This window comes from Streptomyces sp. MK7 (assembly GCF_032658145.1).
GTDB lineage: Bacteria > Actinomycetota > Actinomycetes > Streptomycetales > Streptomycetaceae > Streptomyces > Streptomyces spiralis.
Map to the genome: position 1 here is coordinate 52,292 of NZ_JAVACL010000021.1, position 11,345 is coordinate 63,636.

The 11,345-nt window shown below is 73.2% G+C and carries 10 protein-coding genes and 3 pseudogenes; 5 read left to right on the forward strand and 8 right to left on the reverse strand.

All coding sequences use genetic code 11. The features are described 5' to 3' along the window. Positions 1-4: 4 nt before the first annotated feature. Positions 5-493, reverse strand: coding sequence for an ATP-binding protein (locus tag R2S09_RS22645; protein ID WP_316742894.1), 489 nt, complete (start codon positions 491-493; stop codon positions 5-7). 144 nt (positions 494-637) lie between these two features. Here R2S09_RS22645 and R2S09_RS22650 point away from each other — a divergent pair, with 144 nt between their 5' ends. Both R2S09_RS22650 and R2S09_RS22655 read left to right on the forward strand, forming a co-directional pair. Beyond that, a complete protein-coding gene (locus R2S09_RS22650) occupies positions 638-1,507 on the forward strand; it encodes a helix-turn-helix transcriptional regulator (RefSeq protein WP_316742896.1) in 870 nt (289 codons plus the stop codon). Next, entirely contained in the window at positions 1,504-1,701 is a 198-nt protein-coding gene (locus R2S09_RS22655; RefSeq protein ID WP_306184393.1) for a DUF397 domain-containing protein, read from the forward strand. Before R2S09_RS22650 ends, R2S09_RS22655 begins: the two co-directional genes overlap by 4 nt. 61 nt (positions 1,702-1,762) lie before the next feature. On the opposite strand, the pseudogene R2S09_RS40615 reads toward R2S09_RS22655, so the two are convergent. The 5 genes and pseudogenes from R2S09_RS40615 to R2S09_RS40620 form a co-directional block, all read right to left on the reverse strand. Then, positions 1,763-1,867: pseudogene (locus tag R2S09_RS40615) on the reverse strand (DNA helicase); the annotation flags it as partial. 51 nt (positions 1,868-1,918) lie between these two features. Continuing rightward, positions 1,919-2,374 (reverse strand): annotated as a pseudogene (locus tag R2S09_RS22660) (DUF6299 family protein). A 147-nt stretch (positions 2,375-2,521) separates the two neighbouring features. Continuing rightward, on the reverse strand, positions 2,522-2,920 hold the full coding sequence (locus R2S09_RS22665) for a RidA family protein (RefSeq protein ID WP_306184395.1): 399 nt from the start codon (positions 2,918-2,920) through the stop codon (positions 2,522-2,524). Beyond that, on the reverse strand, positions 2,917-4,041 hold the full coding sequence (locus R2S09_RS22670; RefSeq protein WP_399144437.1) for an acyl-CoA dehydrogenase family protein: 1,125 nt from the start codon (positions 4,039-4,041) through the stop codon (positions 2,917-2,919). Before R2S09_RS22670 ends, R2S09_RS22665 begins: the two co-directional genes overlap by 4 nt. 117 nt (positions 4,042-4,158) lie before the next feature. Then, positions 4,159-4,425, reverse strand: a pseudogene (locus R2S09_RS40620) (acyl-CoA dehydrogenase); the annotation flags it as partial. Between the two features lie 155 nt (positions 4,426-4,580). On the opposite strand from R2S09_RS40620, the gene R2S09_RS22675 reads away from it, so the two are divergent. The 3 genes from R2S09_RS22675 to R2S09_RS22685 all read left to right on the forward strand — a co-directional run bounded on the left by R2S09_RS22675 (position 4,581) and on the right by R2S09_RS22685 (position 8,157). Further along, a complete protein-coding gene (locus tag R2S09_RS22675) occupies positions 4,581-6,266 on the forward strand; it encodes an AMP-binding protein (RefSeq protein WP_316742899.1) in 1,686 nt (561 codons plus the stop codon). A 31-nt stretch (positions 6,267-6,297) separates the two neighbouring features. After that, positions 6,298-7,128, forward strand: a complete 831-nt coding sequence (locus R2S09_RS22680) for a PaaX family transcriptional regulator C-terminal domain-containing protein (protein WP_316742900.1) — start codon at positions 6,298-6,300, stop codon at positions 7,126-7,128. A 120-nt stretch (positions 7,129-7,248) separates the two neighbouring features. Continuing rightward, on the forward strand, positions 7,249-8,157 hold the full coding sequence (locus R2S09_RS22685; RefSeq protein WP_316742901.1) for a sulfotransferase: 909 nt from the start codon (positions 7,249-7,251) through the stop codon (positions 8,155-8,157). Here R2S09_RS22685 and R2S09_RS22690 read toward each other — a convergent pair. Next, the gene (locus tag R2S09_RS22690; protein WP_316742902.1) at positions 8,121-10,481 is read right to left on the reverse strand and encodes a bifunctional salicylyl-CoA 5-hydroxylase/oxidoreductase; all 2,361 of its coding nucleotides are present in this window, start codon (positions 10,479-10,481) and stop codon (positions 8,121-8,123) included. The genes R2S09_RS22685 and R2S09_RS22690 overlap by 37 nt on opposite strands. Positions 10,482-10,488: 7 nt before the next feature. Beyond that, the gene (locus R2S09_RS22695; protein WP_306184402.1) at positions 10,489-11,316 is read right to left on the reverse strand and encodes an enoyl-CoA hydratase family protein; all 828 of its coding nucleotides are present in this window, start codon (positions 11,314-11,316) and stop codon (positions 10,489-10,491) included. Positions 11,317-11,345: the final 29 nt, after the last annotated feature.

The window sequence follows — 11,345 nt, forward strand, 5'->3', positions numbered from 1 at the left end:
GGGCTCACGTGGGAGTTGCGCACACGCACTCCGCCCACACGGTCTTGCCCGGGCCTTCGGGCCGGAGGTGCCAACCCCAGCGGGTGGCGAGCGCCGCGACCAGGAGCAGCCCTCGGCCATGGGTGTCCTCGGAGCCGGGGGCGGGCAGCGCTTCCGGTCGAGGTGGCGTGCGTTCGGTGCGGGTGTCGGTGACCTCGATCCCGACCGTGCGGGCGGGTGCGATCACGTGCAGGAGCAGATGGAAGTCCCGACCGGGCACGTGGCCGTGCCGTACGGCGTTGGCGGTCAGCTCGCCGAGGACCAGCACGATCTCTTCGTGCGGGCCGGTGCCGTACGGGATGCCCCAGGTGTCCAGCCGGTGCGCGGCCAGTCGGCGGGCGAGGCGGGCACCGCGTGGAGTGGAGGTGAAACGCATCTCGAAGGTGTGGCTCAAGTCGTCGACGCGGCGGTCGGGTTGGGGTGTGCTGGTGGGGCTGGGGAGTTGGCTCGTCATGCCGACAACGGTGTCGGTGGTCGCGTAGCGTGACCAGTGGTGACGCACCGACGCGGGCCGTTGTACGCGTGGAGGTGGTGCGGGTACGAGGTGCGCGGCGTGACGAGGCCGCCGGGGCGGCGTTGGGCCAGGGAGGCGGTGGCGATGACCGAGGGTACGGACGAGAGGGCCGAGACCGTGGTGGCGGACGACGCGGGACAGGCGACGGCGGACACGTCCGGCCAGGCCGTGGTCATCGCGTTCGGGCAGACGATGAAGACGCTGCGGGCGCGAGCGGGCCTGGAGCGTGAGGAGTTCGGACGGCGGATCGGATACTCGGCGTCCACGGTCGCGTCGTACGAACAGGGGCGGCGGATTCCGTCGCCCCGGACCATCGAGCGGGCGGACGAGGTTCTGGACGCGGGCGGGTTGCTGACGGTGTGGAAGGAGCAGGTGGAACGGGCTCAGTATCCGGTGTTCTTCCAGGGGATGGCAGCCTTGGAGAAGGAGGGCATCGAGTTGCTCTCGTACGACACGCTGGTAGTCAAGGGCCTGCTTCAGACCGAGGAGTACATGAGGGCGGTACTGGCTATGCGGCGGCCCCCTCTGGACCAGGAGACCATCGAGCAGCGCGTGGCCGCCCGGTTGGCCCGGCAGGACATCTTCGACCGGCAGCCGGCACCACTTCTCAGTTTCGTGATGGACGAGTCGGTATTGCAGCGTCGGCTTGGTGGAAAGCACGTGCTTCGCGGGCAGTTGGAGCATCTGCTACTCGTCGGACAGAAGCGAAACGTCGAGATCCAGGTCATGCCGCTCGACTGCGAGGAAAGCGCGGGCGTGGACGGAGCGTTCACGGTCGTCACACGTGACGATGGCAAGAAATTTGCGTACACCGAGGCGCAGGGATCCAGCACCCTTCAGACCGACCCACAGCAGGCAGCGCTCGCCGCTGCTCGTTATGGGATCATCCGATCGCAGGCTCTCACTCCACGAGAGTCCCTGGAGTTCATCGAGAGGTTGCTGGGAGAGCTATGAACACCGCTGAGTCCTCGGCCGTCGCGTCCGGCCTCACCTGGTTCAAGAGCAGCTACAGCGGCGCGGAGGGCGGCGACTGCATTGAGGTCGCGGCCGACAGGGGAACCGTGCACATCCGTGACTCCAAGACTGTGACCGGGCCCGTCGTCCGTGTGTCACGTGAGGCGTGGGCCGGGTTCGTCGGGGAGGCCTGACGGTCGTACGTCAAGCGAAAGCCCTGCCGCCCGCTCAAGGACGGCGGGGCTCTCGCACACCTCACTTGGGCAGGTAAGGGCTCGGCTTGCCGTACCAGCTGATCCGCAGGGTGTCATGGGCGCGGGTGGCCGCGACGAACAGCAGGGAACGGGTGTGGTCACCTTCGCCTCCATCCGGAGGGTGTGACGGCGGCGTCGCGGAGCCGCCGGCCGCCGGTCAGGCTCGGGGCAGGGTCACGTCCTGCTCGCCGACCGCGTGGAAGCGGGGCAGCAGGGGCAGGCCGCCCTGGGTGGTGAGTTCCATGATGGTCGCCTCTACGTGGGCGGTGCCCGGGTCCAGGGCGTCCGAGGGCTTGCCCGTGTTCGCTCAGGTGTGCTCGGCACCGTCGCACACGGCTCGGGTGCCGCCGATGCCGTAGCGGGTGGCGGAGTCCATCCGGCTGATGCCGGAGCTGACGAAGACCGGGCCGTCGGCGCCGGTGCAGCGGTAGGTGCCGGAGATCGTGACGGTGCCGTCGGCCGCCAGCCGGGCCGTCGGGTCGACGGTCACCGTGTCGTCGGCGGCCGACGCGGCCGTGGCCGGTGCGGCCAGGAGCAGCATCGCGGCGGCCACGCCGAGGGCGCCGGGGACGGGACGCGCGGAACGTACGGACCGTGCGGGTCTTACGGTCATGGGATGAAGCCTCCCGGGTTCGCTGACGTGGGTGGGGGCTTCCACTGGTACCCAACGGCGGCGCCCGCGGCTGTGATCCTCACCCCTTCGGTGGCGAGTCCCGGAGTACGGCGGTCAGTCGCTCCGACGAGCCCCGTGACGGGTGTGTCAGGGCAGGACGGCGAGGCCGTCGAGTTCCACCATCGCCTCCTCGTCCCACAGGCGGACCACCTGCACGACCGCCATCGCGGGGTAGTCGCGGCCCGCCGACCGGCGCCAGATGCGGCCGAGTTCGGGGGCGTGGGCGCGGTAGGCGGCGAGGTCGGTGGCGTAGACCGTGACGCGGGCCAGGTCGGCGGGGGTGCCGCCGGCGGCGCGCAGGGCGGTGAGGAGGTTGGTCAGGGCGCGCTCGAACTGCTCGGGGAGGGTGTCGCCGGCCACCTTGCCGTCGGAGTCGAGTGCCGTCTGGCCTGCCAGGAACACCACGCGGGAGCCGGTGGCGACCACGGCGTGGGAGAAGCCGGTGGCCGGGGACAGCTCCGGCGGGTTGACGCGTTCGGCGGTCACTCCGCCTCCTCTCGCGCATGCATGGCATACAACTCCTTGGCGATGATGGACCGTTGCACCTCGCTCGCCCCCTCGTAGATCCGGGGTGCGCGCACCTCGCGGTAGAGGTGTTCGAGGAGGTGGCCCCGGCGCAGGGCGCGGGCGCCGTGCAGTTGTACGGCGGTGTCGACGACGTACTGGGCGGTCTCGGTGGCGAGGAGCTTCGCCATGGCGGCGCGCCGGGGGACGTCCGGGGCGCCGTCGTCGTACGCCGTGGCCGCCGCGTACACCATCAGCCGGGCGGCCTCGGTGCGCAGGGCCATCTCGGCGACCTGGTGGGCGACGGCCTGCAGCTCGCTGAGGGTGCCGCCGAACGCCTCACGGCGGGCGGTGTGGGCGAGGGTGGCGTCCAGGGCGGCCTGGGCCATGCCCACGGCGAAGGCTCCGACGCTGGGCCGGAACAGGTTGAGGGTGCCCATCGCGACCCGGAAGCCGCGGTCCACCTCGCCGAGCACGTCGTCCGCCGTGACCGGGACGCCGTCGAAGTCGAGGGTGCCGATGGGGTGCGGGGAGAGCATCTCCAGTGCGCTGCCGGTGAGGCCGGGGCGGTCGGCGGGGACCAGGAAGGCGGTGATGCCACGGGATCCGGCGCCGGGTGTGGTGCGGGCGAAGACGGTGTAGACGTCGGCCTCGGGGGCGTTGGAGATCCAGCACTTCCGGCCGGTGAGCCGCCAGCGGGCGGCGCCCTCGGGACGGGCGGTGAGAGAGGCGGCGGCGGCGGGCGAGGTGCCGGCCGCCGCGAGGGGAGAGCGGTGCGGCTCGGCGAGGGGTGAGGTGCCGGACGCGGCGAGCGGCCTGGCGCCACGGGGCCTGCCGAGGGGGCCGGCGCCGGGATCCACCAGCGGTGCACCGCCGGGCTCGGCCAGTGGTGAGCCGCCGGGGCCGGTGAGCTGGAGGCCGCCGGGTCCGGCGAGGGGTGTGGCGCCCGGTTCGACCAGCGGTGACGCGCCGGACTCGCCGTCGCGTCCGGCGCCGGTTCCCCTGGCCGCGCCTTCCGCGGAGTCGGAGCCTGGCGGGCCCCCGGCGCCGGGCGGCCCACCGCCCTCGCCCTCCGCACCCTCCGGTTCCGCGCGCAGGCCCAGCGCCGCCGCGTCCGAGCCCGCGCCCGGCTCGCTCAGGGCGAAGGCCGCCACCGCGCTGCCGTCCGTGACCGCGGGCAGCCAGCGATCGCGCTGGGCGGGCGTGCCGTGGGCGTGGACCGGATGGGCGCCCAGACCCTGGAGGGCGAGTGCGGTCTCGGCCTCGGTGCAGGCGTAGGCCAGGGACTCCCGCATGAGGCACAGGTCCAGGGCGCCGGAGGTGAACAGGCGCTCCAGCAGGCCGAGCCGGCCCAGTTCGGCGAGGAGCGCGTGGTTGACGCGGCCCGGCTCGCCCTTCTCGGCGAGCGGGCGCAGCCGGTCGGCGGCGAGGGTACGCAGCTCGGCACACCAGGCGAGTTGTTCCGGTTCGAGCGAGAATGCGGGCATTCGCCGGTCCTCCCTCCCCCGGAGGCAACCGGGGTTCACTCCCACCGTATCGCGCACCGTTGACTGCCGTCACCAACACGATACGCTCCAAGGGTGGGGCTTGTCGGGCAACCGCCGGACAGGCCCTGGCCCACGACGACGAGGGGCGAACCGCCATGGACCCTACGGTTTCCACCGGGGACGACGTTCGGCCGCCGACGGTCTCGGCGCACGTCGACACCTTCGCGCGCGACCACCTCCCGCCCCCGGACCAGTGGCCCGAGCTGCGCTTCGACCTGCCGGAGCTGCGCTACCCCGACCGGCTGAACTGCGCGGCCGAGCTGCTGGACCCCTCGGCCGGGGTCGACGCCGGGCGCCCCGCGTTCCGTACGGGAAGCGGGGAGACCTGGACCTACGGCGAGCTGCGCGCCCGCGTCGACCGCATCGCGCACGTGCTGACCGGCGGCCTCGGCGTGGTCCCCGGCAACCGGGTGCTGCTGCGCGGCCCGACCACGCCGTGGCTGGCGGCCTGCTGGCTGGCCGTGCTCAAGGCGGGCGCGGTCGCCGTCACCGTGCTGGCCCAGCAGCGCCCGCACGAGCTGAGCACGATGTGCGAGATCGCCCGGATCCGGCACGCCCTGTGCGACATCCGGTCCGTCGACGACCTGGTCAAGGCGGAGGTGCCCGGGCTCACCCTCGCGACGTACGGCGGCGACGCCCCCGACGACCTGCTGCGCCGCCCGGCGCCCGACACCCCGTTTCCGGCCGTGGACACCGCCGCCGACGACGTGGCGCTGATCGCGTTCACCTCGGGCACCACCGGCCGCCCCAAGGGCTGTGTGCACTTCCACCGGGACGTCCTGGCGATCGCGGACACCTTCTCCCGGCACGTCCTGGGGCCGCGCGCGGACGACGTGTTCGCGGGCAGTCCCCCGCTCGGGTTCACCTTCGGGCTGGGCGGGCTGGTGGTCTTCCCGCTGCGGGCCGGCGCGAGCGCCCTGCTGCTCGAAGAGGCCCACCCGCGGCAGTTGCTGGCCGCCGTCGCCGAGCACCGGGTGTCCGTGCTGTTCACCGCCCCCACGGCCTACCGGACGATGCTCGACGCGCTCGGCACGGGCGACGCGTACGACATCTCGTCGCTGCGGCGTTGCGTGTCCGCCGGGGAGAACCTGCCCTCGGCCACCTGGCACGCCTGGCACGAGCGCACCGGTCTGCGCATCGTCAACGGCATCGGCGCCACCGAGTTGCTGCACATCTTCATCTCCGCGGCGGACGGCGACATCCGGCCGGGCACCACCGGCGTTCCCGTGCCGGGCTGGCACGCGCGGGTCCAGGACGAGCGGGGCCGGCCCGTGCCCGACGGCGAGCCGGGGCTGCTCGCCGTGCAGGGGCCCGTCGGCTGCCGCTACCTCGCCGACGAGCGGCAAAGCGTGTACGTGCGCGACGGCTGGAACGTCACCGGTGACACGTATGTCCGCGACCCCGACGGGTACTTCCGCTATGTGGCCCGCGCCGACGACATGATCATTTCGGCCGGGTACAACATCGCCGGGCCGGAGGTCGAGGACGCGCTGCTGCGTCACCCGGACGTGGTGGAGGCGGCGGTCGTCGGACGGCCCGACGAGGCGCGCGGGCAGGTCGTGGTGGCCTATGCCGTGCTGAAGGAGGGTGCGGCGCGCGACGCGGAGGGGCTGCGCGCGCACGTGAAGTCCGAGCTGGCGCCGTACAAGTGCCCGCGCGAGATCGTGTTCCTGGACGCGCTGCCGCGCACGGCGACCGGCAAGCTGCAGCGGTTCCGGCTGCGCGGGGCGGACGGCAGCCGCGCCGCGGACGGGAATCGCGCGGTTGACGGGCGCCGGTGACGGTGACCGGCGGCGTCGCCGACGACCTAAAATGATCAACGTGTCCGAGCAGCCCACGCAGCCCGCCCCGAGGTCCCTCATCGTCACGCTGTACGGCGCGTACGGCCGCTTCGCCCCGGGCCCGGTGCCCGTCGCCGAGCTGATCCGGCTGCTGGCCGCGGTCGGCGTGGACGCGCCCTCCGTACGCTCCTCGGTCTCCCGGCTGAAACGGCGCGGGCTGCTGGTGCCGGCCCGCACCGCACAGGGCGCGGCGGGCTACGAACTGTCCCCCGAGGCACGGCAGTTGCTGGACGACGGCGACCGCCGCATCTACGCGACCGCTCCGCCCGCGGACGAGGGCTGGGTGCTGGCGGTGTTCTCCGTACCGGAGTCGGAGCGGAACAAGCGGCATGTGCTGCGCTCCCGGCTGGCGGGGCTCGGTTTCGGCACGGCGGCGCCCGGCGTGTGGATCGCCCCGGCCCGGCTGTACGAGGAGACCCGGCACACGCTGCGGCGGCTGCGGCTGGACGCGTACGTGGACTTCTTCCGCGGCGAGCACCTGGGTTTCACGCCGACCGCCGCGGCGGTGGGGCGCTGGTGGGACCTGGCGGCGATCGCCAAGCAGCACGAGGCGTTCCTGGGCCGCCACGCGCATGTGCTGCACGCCTGGGAGCGGCGCGCCGACACCCCGCCCGAGGAGGCCTACCGCGACTACCTCCTCGTCCTGGACTCCTGGCGCCACCTGCCCTACGCCGACCCCGGGCTGCCCGCCCGGCTGCTGCCCGCCGACTGGCCGGGCGCTCGCTCGGCGGCGGTCTTCCGGGGGCTGCACGAGCGGCTGCGGGACGCGGGAGCGGTCTTCGCGGGCGTCACCGGACCATGACAGCGGTCCTGCCGGACCCCACGGACAGCAAGGCATGGGGTGCGGCACATTCGAGTCCGGTAAGAGAACCCTCAGCCTGCTCCGATCGTCTTCTCAGAGTTCTTACTTAGCGTCCGGCACATGAGTCTCATGCGGAACTTGAACCGGGCACTGACCGCCACGACCGGCCTCCAGGTGCGGAAGGCCTCCCGGGCGGCCCCGTCGGAGCCCGGCGCGGCGGAGTCCGCGCAGCCGGCGGTCACCTACCGGCGTCCGTCGGAGCAGGAGCTGCCCGTCGAGCGCTTGCTGCGGCGGCCCGTGTTCATCATCTCCTCCGTGCGCTCCGGCTCCACGCTGCTGCGCATGATGCTGGGCGCCCACTCACGGCTGCACGCCCCGCACGAACTGCACCTCGGCAGGACCGACGTCATCTGCAACAACTGGCACTCGCAGCGCGCGATGAGCGCCCTCGGCCTGGACCGCGGCGACCTGGAGCATCTGCTGTGGGACCGTGTCCTGCACCGGGAGCTGGTCAGGTCCGGCAAGGACGTCGTCGTCGAGAAGACCCCGGCCAACGCCTTCATGTACGAGCGCATCCTCGACTGCTGGCCCGACGCGCGGTTCGTCCTGCTGCTGCGCCACCCGGAGTCGATCGTCCGCTCCTGGCACGAGAGCGACCCCGTCAAGCGCCCCTACGACACGGCCGTCACCGACGCGCTGCGCTACATGACGGCCGTGGAGAAGGTGCGCCGGGCCGACACCGGTGGCTGCACGGTGCGCTACGAGGACGTCACGGCCGATCCGGAGCGGGAGATGCGCCGCCTGTGCGCGTTCCTCGGCGTCGACTACGAGCCGGCGATGCTGCGGTACGGCGGCAAGGCCGGCACGGAGCTGATCAGGGGCCTCGGCGACTGGCGCGACAACGTCCGCACGGGCACGGTGCAGCCGGGCCGCGAGCTGCCGGCGGACGACGAGATCGCCCCGGCGCTGCGGCCGCTGTGCCAGGCGTGGGGTTACACCTCGCCGGAGGGCGTCGGCTCCGCGGCGTGAGCCAGCGTGAGCCGGGGTTTCGGGGCGTCCGCGCGGCCGGTCTGCGGGCGGCGGCTGCCCGCCCGGTACGGCACCGGCCAGGCGACGCCGGGTCCCCGGTAGTCCTGCTCGGCGGCGGCGTGCAGGGTCCAGTGCGGGTCGTACAGGTGCGGGCGGGCGAGCGCGCACAGGTCGGCGCGCCCGGCCAGGATCAGGGAGTTGACGTCGTCCCAGGAGGAGATCGCGCCGACCGCGACCACGGGGACGCCGGCCTCCTGGCGGATCCGGTCGGCGAACGGCGTCTGGTACGACCGACCGAACTCGGGCCGCTCCCCGGCCACCACCTGCCCGGTCGAGACGTCGACGGCGTCGGCGCCGTGCGCGGCGAAGGCGCGGGCGATCGCCACGGCGTCCTCGGCCGTCGTGCCGCCCTCCGCCCAGTCGGTCGCGGAGATACGGACGGTCATCGGGCGTTCCCCGGGCCACACCGCGCGGACGGCGTCGAAGACCTCCAGCGGGAAGCGCAGCCGCCCCTCCAGGCTGCCGCCGTAGGCGTCGGTGCGGTGGTTGGTCAGCGGGGAGAGGAAGCCGGACAGGAGGTAGCCGTGGGCGCAGTGCAGTTCGAGGAGGTCGAAGCCGGCCCGGGCGGCGCGCCCCGCGGCGGAGGCGAACTGTTCGCGTATGTCGGTGAGTTGGGCGCGGGACAGCTCGCGCGGGACCTGGCTGTCCGGCCGGTACGGCAGCGGGGAGGCGGCCACCAGCGGCCAGTTGCCCTCGGGCAGCGGTTCGTCCATGCCCTCCCACATCAGCTTCGTCGAGCCCTTGCGCCCGCTGTGCCCGAGTTGCACGCCGATCGCGGTACCCGGCGCCTGACGGTGCACGAACTCGGTGATCCGCCGCCAGGCGTCGGCCTGCCGGCCGGTCCACAGTCCGGCGCAGCCCGGGGTGATCCGGCCCTCGGGGCTGACGCACACCATCTCGGTCATCACCAGGCCCGCGCCGCCGAGGGCCCGGGCGCCCAGGTGGACGAGGTGGAAGTCGCCGGGGACGCCGTCGACTGCCGAGTACATGTCCATGGGAGAGACGACGACCCGGTTGCGCAGGGTCAGTCCGCGCAGCCGGAACGGGGTGAACATCGGGGGCGTGCCGGGCGGGCAGCCGAACTCGCGCTCGACGGCCTCGGTGAAGCGGGTGTCGCGCAGCCGCAGGTTGGCGTGGGTGACACGGCGGCTGCGGGTGAGCAGGTTGAAGGCGAACCGGCGGGGCGGCTGGTCGAGGTAGAGGCCGAGGTTCTCGAACCACTCCAGGCTGGCCCGGGCCGCCCGCTGGGTGGAGGCGACCACCGGCCTGCGCTCCTCCTCGTAGGCCGCGAGCGCCTGGGCGGTCGACGGCCGTTCCCGGAGGCAGGCCGCGAGGGCGAGGGCGTCCTCGACGGCGAGTTTGGTGCCGGAGCCGATGGAGAAGTGGGCGGTGTGGGCGGCGTCGCCGAGCAGCACCAGGTTGCCGTGCGACCAGCGCTCGTTGACGACCGTGCGGAAGGTGGTCCACGCGGACTTGTTGGAGCGCAGCGGGCGTCCGCCGAGCGCGTCGGCGAAGATCTTGGCGCAGCGTTCGACGGACTCCGTCTCGTCCAGCTCGTCGAATCCGGCGGCCCGCCACACCTCCTCGCGCATCTCGACGATGACCGTCGATGAGGATGGGTCGTGCGGCCCGAAGGGCCTCGTTGAGGGGTGGTGGTCGGGCGACGGGCGGGCGTAGGGGTAGCCGTGCAGCTGCATCACGCCGTGTTCGGTCTCGGCGATCTCGAAGCGGAAGGCGTCGAAGGGGAAGTCGGCGGCGAGCCAGATGTAACGGCAGCGGTGGCTCGTCACCTGGGGCCGGAAGATGTGCGCGTAGGCCTCGCGGGTGGCGCTGTGCACGCCGTCGGCGGCGATCACCAGGTCGTGCGTCTCCGTCAGCCGGGCCGGGTGCGGTGATTCGGCGCGAAAGCGCAGCTCGACGCCGAGTGAGCGGCAGCGCTCGTGCAGGATCTGCAGGAGCCTTCGCCGGCCGAGGGCGGCGAAGCCGTGGCCGCCGGAGGTGTGCCGGGTGCCGCGGTGCACGATGTCGATGTCGTCCCAGCGGACGAAGTCCCGCTGGAGGGCCTGGTACACCACCGGGTCGGCGTGCTCGATCCCGCCGAGCGTCTCGTCGGAGAGCACGACCCCGAAGCCGAAGGTGTCCTCGGGTGCGTTGCGCTCCCAGACGGTGATCTCGCGGGCCGGGTCGAGCCGCTTGAGCAGGGCCGCCGCGTACAGGCCTCCGGGGCCGCCGCCGATGACGGCGATCCTCCTCGCACCGGTCACCCGGCCCTCACCTCCCCCGCCACTTCGGCGGCCGCTTCTCGGTGAAGGCCGCGTGGAACTCGGCGTAGTCCTCGCCGTTCATCAGCAGGGCCTGGGTGGCGGCGTCCATTTCGACCGACGCGGCCAGGGGCATGTCCAGCTCGGCGGTGAGCAGGGCCTTGGTCTGGGCGTGGGCGAGGGCCGGTCCGTCGGCCAGGCGGCGGGCGAGGATCTGGGCGGCCTCGTCGGCGTGGCCCTCGTCGGTGAGCTGGCTGATCAGGCCGATCCGCTCGGCCTCGGGGGCACGCACGGGCTCGCCCAGCATCAGCAGCCGGGTGGCGTGGCCGAGCCCGACCACCCGGGGCAGCAGATAGGCGGCGCCCATGTCGCCGCCGGACAGGCCGACCCGGGTGAAGAGGAAGGCGAAGCGGGCGCTCGGATCGGCCACCCGGAAGTCGGCGGCCAGCGCCAGCACGGCCCCGGCCCCGGCCGCCACCCCGTGCACCGCCGCGATCACCGGGAACGGGCACTCCCGTACGGCCCGTACGACCTGCCCGGTCATCCGGTTGAAGTCCAGCAGCTCGGCGGTGTCCATGGACAGGGTGGCGCCGATGATCTCGTCGACGTCGCCGCCGGAGCAGAAGCCGCGTCCCTCGCCGGCCAGCACCAGGGCGCGCACGGCCCGCTCCCGGGACAGCTCGGCGAGCAGGTCGCGCAGGTCGGCGTAGGCGCCGAAGGTGAGCGCGTTGAGTTTCTCGGGTCGGGCGAGAGTGACCGTGGCGACGCCGTCGTCGAGCTTGACGCGCAGGTGGCGCCATTCGGAGGTGCGGGTGGCGGAGCCGGTGAAAGGACTCATGACGTACGGCCTCCTCGGCGCTCCTCGAG